Below are 16,419 nucleotides of genomic sequence, written 5' to 3'. Positions count from 1 at the left end.
CCTATGCAGACGCACCCCCCGCTCGAGCTGAACACCGGCCAGGAGCAGGTAGAGGCAGTCCTGAACCGGTTCTTCGAACAGGCCAAGGAACGGGCAGTCAAGCTCGGCTCCAGCTACCTGTCCCTGTGGCAGGCCTTGGAGGATTCCACGGCCGGGGGGAAGCGGGTGCGTCCGCGCAGCCTGCTGACCGCCTATCTGCACCTTGGCGGGACGGACATCCGCGCCGCTGCGCACGTAGGTGCCGCTTTCGAGCTGCTGCATACGGCGTTGATTGTGCACGATGACGTCATTGACCTGGATTTCTCCCGCCGGGGCCACTCCAATGTTTCCGGTGTGTACCGGGACCTGGCTGCATCAGCGGGCGCGGGGGAGGGCGCTGCACGGCACCGCGGCCTGTCCGCCGGGGTTATTGCCGGAGACCTGGCCCTGACCGGTGCGTTCCGGCTGCTGGACAGTGCCGGAGTGGACACGGACCTGCGGCTCCGATTGGCGGAAATCCTCGATGACGCCGTCTTTGCCTCCGCCGGAGGCGAGCTGATCGACGTCGACTTTTCCTTCCACCCCGGTGCCCCGCCCATTTCCGAAATCCTGCACATGGAACGCCTGAAGACCGCCGTGTACTCCTTCGAGGCGCCGCTGCAGGCCGGCGCCGTGCTTGCCGGGGCGTCCGACGACGTTGTGTCCACTCTGGGCCTGTACGGACAGGACATCGGTATCGCCTACCAAGTCGTGGATGACCTGCTGGGCGTGTTCGGCGCCGAAAGCGCCACCGGCAAATCCAGTTTCTCCGACCTGCGCGAGGGTAAGCGCACCGTGCTGGTCTCCTATGTGGCGGATAAGCCGGAATGGGCCGAACTGTCCGGGCTGATCGGCAACCCCGACCTCACCGTCCGCGATGCCGCCCGTGCCCGCGAACTGCTCGTATCCTCCGGTGCCCGGGACCACGCCCGCGAGTTGATGCAGGAATACGCAGACCGGGCACGGCAGCACCTGGACTGCCCGGCCGTGACGCCTGGACTGCGCGCCGCGTTGTCCGCCGTCGTTGACGACGCCGTGAACCGGGGACGCTAGGACGTGGCAGCAGAGCAGGGGCTGGCCCTCTACAACACTGTGTCCCGGCAGACCTCGGCCGTCCTGATCCGGAACTATTCAACATCCTTCGGGCTGGCTTCCCGGCTGCTCTCCGCGCGTACCCGGATGCAAATCGAAACCATCTACGCGCTGGTGCGGCTGGCCGATGAAATCGTCGACGGCGTGGCTGCGGCGGCCCGCATTCCGCGCGCAGAGATCGGGGTGCTGCTCGATGAACTCGAAGTGGACACCGAACGTGCGCTCCGGACCGGTTACAGCACCAACCTGGTGGTCCACGCCTTCGCGCTGACCGCCCGCGGGACCGGCATCGGCACGGACCTCACGCGCCCCTTCTTTGCCTCCATGCGGGCGGACCTGGACCAGGCAGAGCACACCGAGGCCAGCTTCAATGACTATGTCTACGGCTCGGCCGAAGTCATAGGACTGATGTGCCTGCAGTGCTTCCTGTACGGGATCTCCCTGCCCGAGGACCAGGCCAAACGGCTGCGTGAAGGCGCCCAGCGGCTGGGCGCGGCATTCCAGAAGGTCAACTTCCTCCGGGACCTGGCGCAGGACTTCGAGGCCCTGGGCCGCAGCTATTTCCCCGGCGTTACCGTTGCGGCGTTCACCGAAGCGGACAAGAACCGGATCCTGGACGGGATCGACGCCGACCTGATCGTGTCCGGCGCGGCGGTGGCGCAGCTGCCGCCGGGCTGCCGTGCCGCCGTCGCCCTGGCCCAGGACCTGTTCAGCGAGCTCGCCCGCCGGCTCCGGGACACCCCGGCCGAGCAGCTGCGCAGCACCCGCATCCGGGTGCCCAATCCGGTCAAGGCCCGGATAGCGGCCCGGGCGCTGCTGACCCGCAAAGTGGCCGCCCGGCCGGTATCCCCAACCGCCCCGAACGGAAGGCAACCATGAGCACGAGTCCGCGCACCGCCGTCGTAATAGGCGGCGGCATCACGGGTCTGGCCACTGCCGCGCTGCTGGCACGCGAAGGCCTCTCGGTGACCGTGCTGGAAAAGCAGCCCGAAACCGGCGGCCGTGCCGGCAGCTGGGAAACCGGCGGCTTCCGCTTCGACACCGGTCCGTCCTGGTACCTGATGCCGGAAGTCTTTGACCACTTCTTCCGGATGCTCGGGACCTCCGCCGCAGCGCAGCTGGACCTGGTCCGGCTGGATCCCGGCTACCGGGTGCTGTTCGAGGATGAGCCCGAACCGGTGGATATTGCTGCCACCCGCGAGGCCAACATTGCGCTCTTTGAATCCCTTGAACCCGGCGCCGGACCGCGCCTGGCGGAGTACCTCGAGTCCGCCGAAGAGGTCTACGCGATGGCGAAAAAGCGGTTCCTCTACTCCACGTTCGCCTCGTTCGCCCCGCTGCTGCGCGCCGACGTGCTGCGCCGGGGACCCCGGCTGGCCCGGCTGCTGATCGAACCGCTGAGCACCTTCGTGGCCAAACGCTTCACCGATCCGCGGATTCGGCAAATCCTGGGCTACCCGGCTGTGTTCCTGGGTTCCTCGCCGTTCACCACGCCCAGCATGTACCACCTGATGAGCCGGCTGGACCTTGCTGACGGGGTGCTGTACCCCATGGGCGGCTTCGCCCGGATGGTATCCGTGATCGGCGACCTGGCCCGCGCCGAGGGCGTTCGGATCCTCACCGGAGCAGAGGTCACCGGTATCCGCACCACCGCCGCCGGCCGGCGCAAACCGGGCGTTGCCGGTGTCCGCTACCGGGACGCCGGGGGAGCCGAAGCGTCCCTGGACGCGGACCTGGTGGTCTCGGCCGCGGATCTGCACCACACCGAAACCGCCCTGCTGCCGGCCGAACTGCAGACCTACCCGGAGAGGTACTGGCAGCGCCGCGTTCCCGGTCCCGGCGGGCTGCTGCTGCACCTGGGCGTGCAGGGCAAGCTCCCGCAGCTGGAACACCACACCCTGCTGTTCACCAGGGACTGGGAAGCGAACTTCGGGAAGATCTTCGGCAAGGAAACGTCCGTGCCGGATCCAGCCTCCCTGTATGTATGCCGGCCCAGCGCCACGGACCCGGATGCGGCCCCTGACGGCCACGAGAACCTGTTTGTCCTGGTCCCCGTACCGTCCGACCCGTCACTTGGCGCCGGCGGCATTGACGGCGCGGGGGACCCCCGGATCGAAAAAATGGCCGACGCCGTAATTGCCCAGCTTTCGGCCTGGGCCGGCATTCCCGACCTGGCCGAGCGGATCATCATCCGCCGCACGGTGGGGCCGCAGGATTTCGTGACGGATCTGAATTCGTGGCGCGGCACGATGCTGGGTCCGGCGCACATCCTTAAGCAAAGTGCCTTTTTCCGCGGCACCAACGCCAGCCGGAAGGTGGACGGGCTGCTGTACGCCGGCGGGTCCACGCTGCCCGGCATCGGCCTGCCGATGTGCCTGATCAGCGCCGAACTGGTGCTCAAGCGGCTGCGCGGGGAGACGGGCACCGAGGCGCTGCCCGAGCCGGCACCGTGGTCTGCTGCTGCTGCTGCTGCTGCGCCGGCTGCGGGCCCCGGACATGCTTCCCCCGGACTGGAAACATCTGGACTGGAAACATCAGGACTGGATCTATCTGGGGCGGAGGACGCCTGATGGGAGTGCTGTACCTGCTTTTCCTGCTGCTGTCCCTGGGGTGCATGGCCCTGCTGGACCACCGGTTCCGGCTGTTCTTTTTCGCCGATGCCCGCCGCGCCGGGATTGTCCTGGTCATCGGGGTCTTGTTCTTTACCGCTTGGGACCTGGCCGGCATCGGCGCGGATATCTTCTACCGCGGAGAGACCCCGTTTATGCTCGGCCTCGCCCTGGCCCCGCACCTTCCCGCGGAGGAGATCTTCTTCCTGGCCTTCCTCTGCTATCTGACCATGGTGGTTTTCGGCCTGGTCCGGCTGGCCGCCGGACTCGCTGCGGAACGGGGCGCGAACCGGGCGGCCGTACGGATGCAGGGCCGCGCGCCCGGGCAACCGGGGCACCCCGGGCAACCAGGGCAACCAGGGCAACCGGGGCAACCGGGGCAACCGGGGCAACCGGGGCAACCAGGGCGCAAGCCGGTGCGTAAACCGACGGAGCGGCCGCAGCCATGACGTACTGGACCCTTAACGCGTTTTTCCTGCTGCCGGCCGCCGGAGTATGCGCCGCAGCACTGCTGGCCAGGCGCCGCCGGCCGCGCTTCTACGCCGCGGCAGCGGCCGTTACGGCCGCCGTCCTGCTGGCCCTGACGGCGGTCTTCGACAACATGATGATCCGCGTGGGCCTGTTTTGGTACAACAATGACCGCATTTCCGGCGCGTTCGCGGGTGCCGCTCCGCTCGAGGACTTCGCCTACCCGCTGGCGGCCGTCCTATTGCTGCCCGCCCTGTGGATCCTTTTGCCGGGCCGGGCCCCCGAACCGGGCGCACCAAGGCCGGGCACTGCATCAAGGCCGGGCACTGCATCAACGCCGGGCACTGCATCAACGCCGGACACTGTATCAACGCCGGACACCGCACATCCTGTCCCTAAGGAGAATCCGTGAGCACCGGCTCCACCCGAACGGCCGGCAGCACCCTGCGGATGCTGCTGGTGTCCTCCCGGCCGCTGTCCTGGGTCAACACCGCCTACCCGTTTGCTGCCGCGTACCTGTTGACCACGGGACGAATTGACGCTGCATGGGTGATTGGAACCCTGTATTTCCTGGTGCCCTACAACCTGGCGATGTACGGCATTAACGACGTTTTCGACTATGAGTCGGACCTGCACAATCCACGCAAGGGCGGTGTGGAGGGCGCGGTCCTGGACCGCAGTTTCCACCGGGTCACCCTCTGGGCGGCACTGGCCACCAACGTGCCCTTCCTCGCCGCCCTGGTGCTGCTGGGCAGCCCGCTGTCCTGGCTGGTGCTGGCCTTCAGCGTGTTCGCCGTCATTGCCTACAGCGCTCCCGGCCTCCGGTTCAAGGAGCGCCCGTTCCTGGACTCCATGACCTCCAGCACCCACTTCGTCAGCCCGGCCCTGTACGGACTGGTGCTTGCCGGGGCTGTGTTCACCCCCGGCCTGTGGGCTGTGCTGGGTGCCTTCTTCCTCTGGGGAATGGCCAGCCAGGCCTTCGGAGCCGTGCAGGACGTGGTGCCGGACCGGGAGGGCGGCATCGGGTCCATCGCCACCGTGCTCGGCGCCCGGCCCGTGGTGCGGCTTGCCGCAGCCGCGTATTTGGCTGCGGGCCTGCTGATGCTGATGACCCCATGGCCGGCCCTGCTGGGCGGGCTCCTGGCCGTGCCCTACATCCTCAACCTGCTGCCGTTCATGGGGATTACCGATGCCGGCTCCGCCGCCGCCAACGCCGGGTGGAAGCGGTTCCTGAAACTGAACTTCCTCACCGGTTTCCTGGTGACGCTGCTGATCATCTGGTACTGGCCCAGCCGGTAAGAACCCGGCGGGCCAGAACCCGGCGGGCCAGAACCCTGCCGGGTTAGAAGCCCGGCAGGCAGCAGCACACGCAAAAGCGGCCGGCCCCCGAGGGGACCGGCCGCTGCTGTCTACGCGGACCTGCCGGAAACCGGCGTCAGCTTCTGAAGGGAGCAGTTACTCCGCGACGCCCACAAACTCGGCCTTTTCGTTGGCCGTGGTTTCGCCCTGGGCCAGGGACAGGCGCAGCTTCCCGCCAAGCGTCGCGTCAACGTTGGTCCAGTACTGGATCGCTGCTTCGCGGATGTGCGGGCGCTGCACACCGGAGATGGCACCGGTGATGGTTTCCAGGAAGCGTTCCTTGGCGGCGTCGTCGTAGACCTCGCGGTACAGGGTACCGGCCTGGACGAAGTCGCTGTCCTCGGAGTGCAGGGTCTGCGCGGAACGCACCAGGGCGCCGTCGTTCTCCCAGCTGCCCGCGCCGGCCAGCGCTGCGTCGGCCACCGGGCCGCCGAGCGTGTTCGGTGCGTAGACCGGGGTTTCCGGGCTGTTGTAGGAGAAGCGCATGGCGCCGTCCTGCGAGTAGTTGTTCACCGGAGCCTTGGGTGCGTTCACCGGCAACTGGTTGTAGTTGGCACCCACGCGGTAGCGCTGGGCATCCGGGTAGGAGAAGATGCGGGCCATCAGCATCTTGTCCGGGCTGGCGTCGATGCCGGGAACCAGGTTCGCGGGGGACAGGGCAACCTGCTCGATCTGCGCGAAGAAGTTCTCCGGGTTGCGGTTCAGGGTGTGGGTGCCCACCTTGATCAGCGGGTAGTCCGCGTGCGGCCAGACCTTGGTCAGGTCGAACGGGTTGAACCGGTAGGTCTTGGCGTCTTCGTACGGCATGACCTGAACGTGCAGGTCCCAGGACGGGAAGTTGCCCTCGGCAATGTTCTCGTACAGGTCGCGGCGGTAGAAATCGGCGTCGGCTCCGGCAATCTTTTCGGCTTCGGCACCGGTGATCTCGTGGTTGCCCTGGTTGGACGTGAAGTGGTACTTCACCCAGAAGCGCTCGCCGGCGGCGTTGATCCACTGGTAGGTGTGCGAGCCGAAGCCGGGCATTTCACGCCACGACGTCGGAATGCCGCGGTCACCCATCAGGTACGTGACCTGGTGGGCGGACTCGGGGGAGTTGGTCCAGAAGTCCCACTGCATGTCCGCATCGCGCAGGCCGGAGCCCGGCAGGCGCTTCTGCGAGTGGATGAAGTCCGGGAACTTGATGCCGTCGCGGATGAAGAACACCGGGGTGTTGTTGCCGACGATGTCGTAGTTGCCCTCGGTGGTGTAGAAACGCATAGCGAAGCCGCGGACGTCGCGCCAGGTGTCGGGGGAGCCCTGCTCGCCGGCAACGGAGGAGAACCGCTGGACGGTTTCGGTCACGGCGCCGGGCTGGAAGACAGCTGCACGGGTGTACTTGGAGACGTCCTCAGTGACGACGAACTCACCGAATGCGCCGCCGCCCTTGGCGTGCACGATGCGCTCGGGCATCCGCTCCCGGTTGAACTGGGCCAGCTTCTCGACCAGGTAGCGGTCGTGAAGGGCAATGGCGCCGTCGGCACCGGTGCTCAGGGAGTGGGCGTCGCTGGCGACCGGGGTGCCGGTCTGCGTGGTGGTGAAGTTGGACATGCTGGTTCTTTCTCTGGTGCTGGCAAAAAAGGGAGGAAGTTGGGGGTGCGGGCTAGGACGCTGCGGCGGCGCAGTCCGTGCACAGCCCGCGGTAGAGCACATCGGCAATCTGGATGGTCATGCCGTGGGTATTCCCGGGGGTGAGGCAGGGGGCGTGGCCAACGGCGCAGTCCACGTCCTCGATGCGTCCGCAGCCGGTGCATACCGCGTGATGGTGGTTGTCGTTCACCCGGGTTTCGTACCGGGCGGGTGAGTTGGGCGGTTCGATTTTCCGGACCAGTCCCGTCTCGGCCAGGTCCGCGAGGACCACGTATACCGACTGCACCGTGATGTCCGGAAGTTCCGCGCGGACGGCTGCGGCGACGTCGTCCGCTGCCGTGTGCGGTGCGGAGTCAACAGCCCGGAGCACGGCCAGGCGCTGTTTGGTGACCCGGCGGCCGTGTGCGCGCAGCTCAGCGGACCACTTGGCGGTGGTCTCCTCTGCTGCTGCTGCTGTCCCGGTCATGACACTCATCGTACACACTTATTTTGAGTTACTCATAATAAGTCCCGCCTAACTTGTGCCGGCCCCGGTACGCTGGGCCTAGCAGAGGGAACATCCACCTTCAGGAACATCACAGGGAAGCGGGGCAGCGTGCCTGCAGCAGATGCACGAACACAATTCCAGCGTGTGGCGGTGGGCGATGCGCGGGTGGACCTGCGCACGTACCGCCGGTACGACGACGCCGGGACGCCGGCGTGGCCCGGCTCCGGTTCAGAGGTGGTGCTGGTACACGGGATCGGTGCCTCCGAAAGGTACTTCGGCCCGCTGATCTGGGAGCTGGCACGCACGGCCACGGTCCATACGCTGGAACTGCCCGGCTTCGGTACAGCGCCCAAGCCGGAGCGGCAGCTGCAGATGGAGGATTTCGGGCGGATTGCCGTTCAGGCGCTGGAGGCCGCCGGTATCCGCGGCGCGCAGTGGGTGGGCCACTCCATGGGCTGCCAGGTGGTGGTCGAAATGGCGCTCGCCGCTCCCGACGCCGTGTCATCGGTGGTGCTCCTGGGTCCGACCATCAACGACGCCGAACGTTCCGCACCGCTGCAGGCGCTGCGGCTGCTGCAGGACTGCCTGGGCGAACCCCCTGCGGTCAATGCCATCCTGGTCACCGACTATCTGTTCCGGGCGGGGCCGCGCTGGTACCTCAAGACGCTGCCCGTGATGATCCGGCACCGGATGGAGGAACGGATCCGGGGCGTGCAGCCGCCGGTGCTGCTGGTGCGCGGAGGCAAGGATCCGGTGGTCCGCGCTGACTGGCTGGCCCGGCTGGCCGCAGCCCGGCCCGGCACCCGCACGGCGGAAGTGCCCGGCCAGCCGCACGTGATGATGTACAACCGTCCGGTTGAGACCGCCGCCCTGCTGCACTCGGCGGTTCCCTCCCGGTGACGCAGGAACCGCGGGAAAAAGGCAGTGCAGAGCCCACGCTGGAAGGGGCGGACCCCGGCGCCGGGGTCCGCCCCCGGCGCCGGGGGCGGATCTTCCGCCGGGCCAGGGAAGCCGGAGGCTGGGCCTCGGACTACGCCTACGTGGCCTACTGGCAGGTCCGGAACTTTTTCCTGCGCCGCGACCCGTCCGCCTACCTGCACCCCGAGGGACCGCAGCAGGTGCCGGTGGTGCTGATTCCGGGCGTCTACGAAAACTGGCAGTTCCTGCGCCCCTTGGCCGACTATCTGTTCGAGCGCGGGCATCCGGTGCACACCGTGGCCCCGCTGGGCTATAACCGCGGCGTCATCAAAGATGCCGCCGTGCTGGTGGAGCGCTACCTGGTGGAACAGGACCTGCACGGCGTGCTGGTGGTGGCGCACAGCAAGGGCGGGCTGATCGGCAAGCACCTGATGACCTTGCCCGAAGGTGGCCGCAGGGTGGAACGGATGATCGCCGTGAACACACCGTTCTCCGGATCCGTTTACGCCCGGCTGTTTCCGCTGGCGAGCATCCGCGCCTTTTCCCCGCGGGACCCGTTCCTGCAGGAGCTGCTGCGCAACCAAGAAGTGAACCGCAGGATCACCTCGGTATACAGCGGCTTCGACCCGCACATTCCGGCCGGCAGCCACCTCGCCGGAGCACGCAACATCCAGCTGGAAACCATGGGGCATTTTCGGCCCATCGGGGACTCTCGGCTCCTTGAGGTACTCGAGCAGGAGCTGGACGACGCCGGAAGCTAGCCCGGCGCCGTCGTGCCCTGCCGTAGTGCCGGAACCGGACGGAACCCGTAACCGGACGGACCGGGCTGAACCCGGGACCTGGCTGAACCCGGGACCTGGAACCGGACGGAGTCAGGACGCCCCGCGGGCCAGTGCCTGCTCCACGGCTGCCGCCGATCCGTCCCGCCACGGTTCCCCGTGCCCGGTCAGCATCAGCGGAGCGTCGGTGTCGGCCAGCATGGACAGGGAAGCCAGGGCCTGTGCGCTGTCCGCCGTCGCGGCGCCGGAGACGATCTGCGGGCCGCGCGCGCCGGTGTAGGGGTCCAGGGTCACCAGGGAATCGCCGCTGATGAGCGTTCCGCGGTCCGGATAGTGCAGGGCCACGTGCCCGGCGGTATGGCCCGGGGTGTAGATGATCCGGGGCTTGCCGGGCAGGGCGTCGCCGGAGTCCCGGGTGAGGCTGTGCACATCGGTAACGCCGCGCACGTTCAGGGCTCCGGCAAGCGTCATGGCGCCCAGCACCGGAACGGCCTTGGGATGGCGCACCGGGTACAGGAACCGGTTGTTCTCGTGCTCGTAGCGGTAGGGGTGGGCGGCAATGTAGCGGTCGGCGTCATGGACCAGGATGGGGGTGCGGTACTCCTGCCGGAGCCGGGCCGCCGTGCCCACATGGTCGAAGTGGGCATGCGTGAGCACCAGGGCGCGGATGTCTCCGGGGCCGTAGCCCAGCTCGTCCAGGGCTCCGGTGAGGTGGGGCCACATTCCGGGCAGTCCCGCGTCGATCACCGCCACCCCGTTGTCGTCCTCGACCAGGTACACGTTGACGTAGGCGTGTTCAATGCGGTGGATGCCGTCGGCGACGCTGCGGGTAAACACTGCGGTTCCTCCTTGGGGTGGAAACGGTGGACTGCCCTCCATCCTAAGCATGCTTGCTATTCATGTAGGCGAGTGATGGCCGGGATCTGTCCGGTGCGCCCCTAGACTGCTGGGGTGCCAAGACTCCTCGCCGACCTCACCCCCTTGCGTGAAAGCCCGGAATACCGCCGCCTCTGGACCGGAACGGCGCTGTCCGCCGTCGGCACCCAGCTCACCCTCGTGGCGGTGAGCCTGGAAGTCTACGCACTGACGGAATCCAGTTTCTACGTAGGCCTGCTCGGATTGGTGGGCCTGGTTCCGCTGGTCCTGGCCGGGCTGTACGGCGGGTCGGTGGTGGACGCGTACGACCGCCGGAAAGTCGCACTGGTTTCCTCCCTGCTGCTCTGGGGCAGCACCATCGGCATTGCCGCGCAGGCCTGGGCCGGAGTGGGCAACGTCTGGCTGCTGTACTTCCTGGTGGCCGTCAATGCCGGCGCCGGCGGACTGAACCAGCCTGCCCGCAGCGCCATCATTCCCCGGCTGGTCCGCCCCGAGCTGCTGCCGGCCGCCAATGCGCTGAGCATGATTACCTTCGGCCTGGCCATGACCGCCGGTCCGCTGCTGGCCGGTGTGCTGGTGGCCAGGGTCGGCTACGGCTGGACCTACACCATTGACGTGGTCACCTTCACTGCCGCCATGTGGGCGCTGTACCGGCTGCCGCCCATGCCGCCGGTAGGCGAGGTGCAAAAAGCCGGGCTGAAATCGGTGCTGGAGGGATTCAGGTTCCTGGGCACCCGCCCCAACATCCGGATGACGTTTGTGGTGGACCTGTGCGCTATGGTCTTCTCGCAGCCGCGGGCCCTGCTGCCGGCCATCGGGGCGTTGGCGCTCGGCGGCGGCGCGACGACGGTGGGCGTGCTGCTGGCCGCGACGGCAGTGGGTGCCTTCCTGGCCGGTTTGTTCTCCGGTCCGCTGGGACTGGTCCGCCGGCAGGGGCTGGCGGTGCTGTGGTCCGTGGCGGCGTGGGCACTGTCCGTATCGGCCTTCGGCGCCGTGGTGGTCCTGGCCGGGCACAACGACGGCGCGGTCCCGTCCCGCTGGCTGATCCCGGCGGCCGCTGCCATGGCGTGCGCCGGGATAGCCGATTCGATCAGCAGCGTCTTCCGCTCCACCATCCTGCAGGCCGCCACCCCCGACGCGATGCGCGGACGGCTGCAGGGTGTGTTCGTGGTGGTGGTGGCCGGCGGTCCCCGGCTGGGGGACCTGGTGGCCGGCGTGGACGCTTCCTTCCTGGGGGAGGGCTGGGCCGCGGTGCTCGGCGGGCTGATCTGCCTGGCGCTGGTGGGGGTGCTGGCCCGTACCCAGCCGCGGTTTGCCCGCTACGACGCCCTGCATCCCGAGCCCTGAGCCGGCTCCTCCCGCCCCGGTGTCCGGGGCGTGTTCTACGCAGAACGGCGCGGAACAGTCCGGGATGGTTCTGCGTTGAACTAAACGTACCTACCGTAGAAGCTGCAGGCCGGCAGCGGCCTGCGTTGAAAGGACTGTGTACCCGTGCATCACCATTTCAACGGCCTCAAGACTGCCGCACTGTTCGGTGTGCTGTTTGCCGTGCTGCTGGGAATCGGGGCGATTCTGTCCTCGGGTACGGGAAGCCCCGCGTACATCTGGATCTTCCTGGCCATCGGCCTGGCCACCACCGCCTACAGCTATTGGAACAGCGACAAGCTCGCCATCCGGGCCATGCGCGCCGTGCCGGTGACCGAGGCACAGGCGCCGGAAATGTACCGGATTGTCCGGGAGCTCTCCTCGAAGGCCGGCCAGCCCATGCCGCGGCTGTATGTTTCCCCGACCATGGCGCCCAACGCCTTTGCCACCGGGCGCAACCCGCAGCACGCCGCGGTGTGCTGCACCCAGGGCATCCTGGCCCTGCTGAACGAGCGTGAACTGCGCGGTGTGCTTGGCCACGAGCTGATGCACGTCTACAACCGCGACATCCTCACCTCCTCGGTCGCCGCCGCGATTGCCGGCGTCATCACCTCGCTGGGCCAGTTCCTGCTCTTCTTCGGCGGCGGCGACCGCCGCAACTCGAACCCGCTGGCAGCCATCGTCATGGCCATTCTGGCCCCGTTTGCCGCGTCCCTGATCCAGATGGCCATCGGCCGGACCAGGGAGTACGACGCCGACGAAGACGGTGCCAAGCTCACGGACGATCCGCTGGCGCTCGCCTCGGCCCTGCGCAAACTGGAGAGCGGAACCCAGCGCGCCCCGTTGCCGGCCAATGACCAGAAGCTGGCCAACACCGCCCACCTGATGATTGCCAACCCGTTCCGCGCCGGCGTCCGCGGCCTCCTGGCCACGCATCCGCCGATGGATCAGCGGATTGAGCGCCTGGAACGGATGGCCGGCCGCGCGCTGGGCTCCTGACCGGTCCCGGCCTGCCGGCTTCCTGAACCTGCCGGTTCCCGGCCCAGCCCAACCCAGTGACGAAGTAGGCTTCGAGCATGCGCCTGATACTGATCCGCCACGGCCAGACCCCGTCCAATGTGGAGCATTACCTGGACACCGCCGTCCCCGGTCCCGGACTCACCGAGCTGGGGCTCGAGCAGGCCGCCGCGCTCCCGGAAGCGCTCGGGCACGAGCCCATCGACGGGGTCTTCGCGTCCAACCTGGTGCGCACCCAGCTCACCGCTGCGCCGCTGGCTGCCGAGTTGGGGCTGCCGGTGGAGATCAGGGACGGGCTGCGGGAAATTTCCGCCGGCGACCTCGAGATGCGCAATGACCGGGATTCGATCATCGCCTACCTCAAAACCGTGTACCGCTGGGTCAACGGGGAGACGGAGGCCCGGATGCCCGGCGGCCCGGACGGCGCGGGCACCTTGGCGCGTTTTGACGGCGTCGTCGGCGAACTGGCCGCCGCCGGGCTGCGGGCGCCGGTAATCTTCAGCCACGGCGCGATGATCCGGACGTGGGTCACCGCTCGGGCGCAGAACGTGGGACCGGACTTTATTGTCCGCAACGCCCTGAGTAACACCGGCATCGCCGTGCTGGAAGCGCCGGAGCCCGCCGTCGGCGGCGCGGGCCCGTGGCAGCTGCTGACCTGGATGGGGGAGCCTGTGGGAGGGGCGGGCCTGGCGGACTCCGGTGACGACGGTCCCGCCGCCGAAGACGTCCGGCTTTGACCATGCGGGAACGCAAACGGCACCGTTCCCCGGCTGGGGAGCGGCGCCGTCGAAAGCTCCGGTGGAGTTCTCCTAGCGGAAGTTGATGAACCTCTAGCCCGTTATTGGGTCGTGACTGTATATGTCGTTTTGCCGCTAGTTTCCGGGCATTGCATTGTTGGCGTTGCATGCCTGGATAGGTGTGTTTGTGGGCGTCTTGCGGAATTTCTGCGGACCGTGGTCCTAGAGTTTGCGGAACGCTTGAATGAACTCCTTACGCGCTGCCTGATACTCCTCGGCCTTCACATCTGCCCATACGTGTCCCTCAAGAGCCTTGATCAAAGCCATGGCTCTCCGGTTGATCAGTGGAGGGCAGTGGAGCTCTATATCAGTGAGAAGTATCCTGGCGTTGGCTGGGCTCGGTTCATAGCCGTTGTCTATCGGGAAGACCCCATGCTCTTCCTCATAGGAGTATGCGCCCGCCAACTCGTCCTCAACGCTCTTGAGCAGAGCTTCACAACGATTCTTGTTGAGTTCCCTCGCAGCTTCCTTGCCGCTGATTCTCAGCTTCCTTCTCTCCACGAAGAGGTTCATTCCACCAGTGGCCACGATGCCTGCAACTACGCCACCTATTGCCCAGAGCTGATCGGTCATTAGACCATTCTGCCCGAGTTTGAATAAACCAAAGCGCCAGTCAGGAAGAGTGCTCAGCGGCGCAGTTAGGCTACCGGTATGGCAGTTCTACCAATAGCCGAGGGCGAGGCATGGGCTTATCGCAAGGCTCCAGATCCGCCGATTGAAGTCACGGTAGTCAAGGTCGTGTCGCAGAGGGGGAACGCAAACGTGCGCATCCAATTCGAAGACGGACTGAAGGCTGGCCAAAAGGAATGGGTGACGCGACGCTCCCTTAAAGTCCCATGGGTGCAGTTGGATGACTTCTTGGAGCTGGGGCGTCGGTGGGAAGAGTTCAGGGAGGCTGGCAGTAAGTCCAGCCGAGGCGTCCTTGAAGCAGCTGGCATAGTTATCCATAAAGTTGCAGGCAGTGGGGTCGCGTGGACCAAGGCTTAGGGGATTCTCGGGGTCAGAGATTACGACGCCCTCTTTAGCCTGGCGCCCGGTGCGTTGCCCGCGGTAGGCAGTGAAGCCTGCATCTCGGATGGGGACACTCATTATTTCGTGTGGCGGGCCCTTCGCGACGTCGCGAAGGAGTTGGCCCGCCTCCGCCCGGGATCCTCTTGGACTACGGTTACCACCCCAAGCGCATACGGAATGCAGCTTTCAGGGAGTTCGGTCCGGCGCCAAGCTGGATCGATGAAATATCGTGACAGCCGGAGATAGCGGCCGTTCCCTGACGGTCCCGCAGCTTGCGGAGCGTTGGCAGCAGCGCCCGGAGTGGGTGACGCAGGCAGCAGGCCGAGATCCCTGGCGCATGGAAGCTGGGGGCATCTGTGGCGGTTCCGGCTCGCAGAGATCGAAGCTTACGAAGCGGGGCAGATCGCGAATATCTTCGAGCTGAGCCCCGGTGCCGCGTCGAGGTGCAGGAACCTTGAGCGACGGGAGCGAGTGTTGTAGTCGCCCGCTGGTAGAGTGCCCGTGAATTGCACAGTCTCACTACTGGGGGAAGCATGAAGAAGCCCGTCCTTGTCGCCGCTCTCGGCGTGCTCCTCCTCGCTGGATGCGCGACGCCCGAGAAGGATGTTGCCTACGAGTCCATCAACGACTTCGCTGCTGCCTATGAGGATGGCATGGGAGATGGCACTGAGTGCGATCGGACAGAGAATGAAATCGACGATTACGGGTGGATACAAACCACCTGCGGCGGAGAGACCATCTTGATGATGTTCACCTCTGACGATAAGAGAGAAGAGATACGCCGAAAGAACCCTCTGGAGTCGGGGGAGCGCTGGGTTGATGGGCCAAATTGGGCAATCAATGACTCCCAATACGAAGCAGAGAAAGCGCAGGCCGTTCTTGGTGGCGAGATGCTCGACTAGCTACCCTCACCCCAGCAAGTCGTAAGCATCCACACACGCACTCTCCTCCCGCGTGATCCGCCGTACAGCGCTCGTCGGCACCCACTCGTCCGTAACGACCCCGTCTGGTTCGGCGTGGAACAGTACGCGTTCCCGGGTCCATGCCATCGCTGTCCCGTCGCGCACGGTCCCGTCGTGCCAGGTGACGCGGATGTACGGCGCGGGTGACCTCGGCGGGGTCGGGTATCCAGGCGGGACGATCCGGGCGCACGTACCGGGACGCGGACATGACATCAACTTTATTCACGCTGGGATCGTTTCAGGCGGCGGTGACAAAAGGTCCCAGCTAAGCCAACAGGCGCGAGGTCCGCTAGGCTGTCGTTCGCTCATTAGGACAATTGGGGGAACCTTGAAGAATAAATTTATACTCGCTGCGGCGTCGCTGCTTTTGCTTACCGGTTGTGGTGGCGAACCAACGCCAACGGCCACCGATCCGAACGTGCCATCGGCAACCTCAGATGGAGGCGGCTCTGGAGAATCCGCATCCGATGGCAAGGAACGATCAGACCGCGGGAGTCTCATCGTAGGAGTTGGTGAACCCACCGGATACAGCGTGGACGGTACTCAGATTGTTGACTTAGTGGTCACATCGATCGAAGTCGACCCTGTTTGCACCGAAGAGGGCGCTCTGCCACCGGAGAATGGGCACTTCGTTGTTGTAAACATGGAGGTGGAGACTGCGCCTGAACTCATCAATGACAAGAACCCCTATTTCATGCCAGACATGTTCAACGTGATAGCGGAGAATGGCACGCTTATGAATGGGTCGCCTACGTCGAACGCGGCTTACGCATGCCTCGCCCCCAACATGATGATTCCCGGAACCATGGATCCAGGCCAACGAGCGTCTGGCTCCGTCGTGTTGGACGTCGCAACTCCGACCGGGGTTCTCATGCTTGACGATTTTGCCGACAATGAAAAATGGGAGTGGGAATACCCTTCTGCCGCCGTAGATAGCTGACGACGAAAAGCCCCCACCCGATGAAGGGTGGGGGCTCTGCCGGGACGGAAGGGGTTACGTGGCTTGCACTACGAAGCTGCGCAGGCGGTGGACAC

Annotated in this window: 17 protein-coding genes; 13 read left to right on the top strand and 4 right to left on the bottom strand. The window is 66.2% G+C overall.

From position 1 onward, the window contains the following. Positions 1-3 precede the first annotated feature (3 nt). Genes LJ754_RS02460 through LJ754_RS02435 form a run of 6 tightly spaced genes read left to right on the top strand, consistent with a single transcriptional unit; the run spans position 4 to position 5,486 of the window. On the top strand, positions 4-1,071 hold the full coding sequence (locus tag LJ754_RS02460; RefSeq protein ID WP_227912726.1) for a polyprenyl synthetase family protein: 1,068 nt from the start codon (positions 4-6) through the stop codon (positions 1,069-1,071). 3 nt (positions 1,072-1,074) lie between these two features. Next, the gene (locus LJ754_RS02455; RefSeq protein WP_227925171.1) at positions 1,075-1,989 is read left to right on the top strand and encodes a phytoene/squalene synthase family protein; all 915 of its coding nucleotides are present in this window, start codon (positions 1,075-1,077) and stop codon (positions 1,987-1,989) included. Next, positions 1,986-3,680: a phytoene desaturase family protein gene (crtI, locus tag LJ754_RS02450; RefSeq protein WP_227925169.1), complete on the top strand. Its 1,695-nt coding sequence runs from the start codon at positions 1,986-1,988 to the stop codon at positions 3,678-3,680. The genes LJ754_RS02455 and crtI overlap by 4 nt, the downstream gene beginning before the upstream one ends. After that, entirely contained in the window at positions 3,680-4,168 is a 489-nt protein-coding gene (locus LJ754_RS16900) for a lycopene cyclase domain-containing protein (RefSeq protein ID WP_331461498.1), read from the top strand. Before crtI ends, LJ754_RS16900 begins: the two co-directional genes overlap by 1 nt. Continuing rightward, entirely contained in the window at positions 4,165-4,599 is a 435-nt protein-coding gene (locus tag LJ754_RS02440) for a lycopene cyclase domain-containing protein (RefSeq protein WP_227925167.1), read from the top strand. The genes LJ754_RS16900 and LJ754_RS02440 overlap by 4 nt, the downstream gene beginning before the upstream one ends. A 38-nt stretch (positions 4,600-4,637) precedes the next feature. After that, on the top strand, positions 4,638-5,486 hold the full coding sequence (locus LJ754_RS02435; RefSeq protein ID WP_231706001.1) for a prenyltransferase: 849 nt from the start codon (positions 4,638-4,640) through the stop codon (positions 5,484-5,486). 156 nt (positions 5,487-5,642) lie between these two features. Here the strand turns inward: LJ754_RS02435 and LJ754_RS02430 are convergent, their stop codons facing one another. After that, positions 5,643-7,133 (bottom strand): catalase, encoded by a 1,491-nt coding sequence (locus tag LJ754_RS02430; RefSeq protein WP_227925164.1) that lies wholly within the window; start codon positions 7,131-7,133, stop codon positions 5,643-5,645. A 52-nt stretch (positions 7,134-7,185) separates the two neighbouring features. Next, positions 7,186-7,638 (bottom strand): Fur family transcriptional regulator, encoded by a 453-nt coding sequence (locus LJ754_RS02425; protein WP_227925162.1) that lies wholly within the window; start codon positions 7,636-7,638, stop codon positions 7,186-7,188. A gap of 129 nt (positions 7,639-7,767) precedes the next feature. Here LJ754_RS02425 and LJ754_RS02420 point away from each other — a divergent pair, with 129 nt between their 5' ends. Both LJ754_RS02420 and LJ754_RS02415 read left to right on the top strand, forming a co-directional pair. After that, complete coding sequence (locus LJ754_RS02420) at positions 7,768-8,559, top strand: alpha/beta fold hydrolase (RefSeq protein WP_227912733.1); 792 nt, start codon at positions 7,768-7,770, stop codon at positions 8,557-8,559. Further along, complete coding sequence (locus tag LJ754_RS02415) at positions 8,556-9,338, top strand: esterase/lipase family protein (RefSeq protein WP_227925160.1); 783 nt, start codon at positions 8,556-8,558, stop codon at positions 9,336-9,338. Before LJ754_RS02420 ends, LJ754_RS02415 begins: the two co-directional genes overlap by 4 nt. Positions 9,339-9,449: 111 nt before the next feature. Here LJ754_RS02415 and LJ754_RS02410 read toward each other — a convergent pair whose 3' ends face one another. After that, positions 9,450-10,193: an MBL fold metallo-hydrolase gene (locus LJ754_RS02410; protein ID WP_227925159.1), complete on the bottom strand. Its 744-nt coding sequence runs from the start codon at positions 10,191-10,193 to the stop codon at positions 9,450-9,452. Positions 10,194-10,307: 114 nt separating this feature from the next. Here LJ754_RS02410 and LJ754_RS02405 point away from each other — a divergent pair, with 114 nt between their 5' ends. The 3 genes from LJ754_RS02405 (at position 10,308) to LJ754_RS02395 (ending at position 13,351) form a co-directional block, all read left to right on the top strand. Then, positions 10,308-11,579, top strand: coding sequence for an MFS transporter (locus tag LJ754_RS02405; RefSeq protein ID WP_227925158.1), 1,272 nt, complete (start codon positions 10,308-10,310; stop codon positions 11,577-11,579). Between the two features lie 144 nt (positions 11,580-11,723). Then, positions 11,724-12,596, top strand: coding sequence for a zinc metalloprotease HtpX (htpX, locus tag LJ754_RS02400; RefSeq protein ID WP_227925156.1), 873 nt, complete (start codon positions 11,724-11,726; stop codon positions 12,594-12,596). Between the two features lie 77 nt (positions 12,597-12,673). After that, complete coding sequence (locus tag LJ754_RS02395; RefSeq protein ID WP_227925155.1) at positions 12,674-13,351, top strand: histidine phosphatase family protein; 678 nt, start codon at positions 12,674-12,676, stop codon at positions 13,349-13,351. A 222-nt stretch (positions 13,352-13,573) separates the two neighbouring features. Here the strand turns inward: LJ754_RS02395 and LJ754_RS02390 are convergent, their stop codons facing one another. Then, complete coding sequence (locus LJ754_RS02390; protein WP_227925153.1) at positions 13,574-13,984, bottom strand: hypothetical protein; 411 nt, start codon at positions 13,982-13,984, stop codon at positions 13,574-13,576. Between the two features lie 971 nt (positions 13,985-14,955). Between LJ754_RS02390 and LJ754_RS02385 the strand changes: the two genes are divergently transcribed. Then, a complete protein-coding gene (locus LJ754_RS02385) occupies positions 14,956-15,324 on the top strand; it encodes a hypothetical protein (protein ID WP_227925150.1) in 369 nt (122 codons plus the stop codon). A gap of 388 nt (positions 15,325-15,712) precedes the next feature. Beyond that, complete coding sequence (locus tag LJ754_RS02380) at positions 15,713-16,324, top strand: hypothetical protein (protein WP_227925146.1); 612 nt, start codon at positions 15,713-15,715, stop codon at positions 16,322-16,324. The last annotated feature ends 95 nt before the right edge of the window (positions 16,325-16,419 follow it).

It is taken from the genome of Arthrobacter sp. zg-Y40, assembly GCF_020731535.1.
In the GTDB taxonomy this organism is placed as follows: domain Bacteria; phylum Actinomycetota; class Actinomycetes; order Actinomycetales; family Micrococcaceae; genus Arthrobacter_B.
The sequence above is the reverse complement of the archived record's forward strand: the minus strand, read 5'-3'. Positions and strand labels throughout refer to the sequence as shown.

Bases quoted from the DNA above. Each gene is read 5' to 3' on its own strand.
- LJ754_RS02460 (WP_227912726.1), top strand. From the start codon at position 4: ATGCAGACGCACCCCCCGCTCGAGCTGAACACCGGCCAGGAGCAGGTA.
- crtI (WP_227925169.1), top strand. From the start codon at position 1,986: ATGAGCACGAGTCCGCGCACCGCCGTCGTAATAGGCGGCGGCATCACG.
- LJ754_RS16900 (WP_331461498.1), top strand. From the start codon at position 3,680: ATGGGAGTGCTGTACCTGCTTTTCCTGCTGCTGTCCCTGGGGTGCATG.
- LJ754_RS02440 (WP_227925167.1), top strand. From the start codon at position 4,165: ATGACGTACTGGACCCTTAACGCGTTTTTCCTGCTGCCGGCCGCCGGA.
- LJ754_RS02435 (WP_231706001.1), top strand. From the start codon at position 4,638: ATGCTGCTGGTGTCCTCCCGGCCGCTGTCCTGGGTCAACACCGCCTAC.
- LJ754_RS02430 (WP_227925164.1), bottom strand. From the start codon at position 7,133: ATGTCCAACTTCACCACCACGCAGACCGGCACCCCGGTCGCCAGCGAC.
- LJ754_RS02425 (WP_227925162.1), bottom strand. From the start codon at position 7,638: ATGACCGGGACAGCAGCAGCAGCAGAGGAGACCACCGCCAAGTGGTCC.
- LJ754_RS02395 (WP_227925155.1), top strand. From the start codon at position 12,674: ATGCGCCTGATACTGATCCGCCACGGCCAGACCCCGTCCAATGTGGAG.
- LJ754_RS02390 (WP_227925153.1), bottom strand. From the start codon at position 13,984: ATGACCGATCAGCTCTGGGCAATAGGTGGCGTAGTTGCAGGCATCGTG.
- LJ754_RS02385 (WP_227925150.1), top strand. From the start codon at position 14,956: ATGAAGAAGCCCGTCCTTGTCGCCGCTCTCGGCGTGCTCCTCCTCGCT.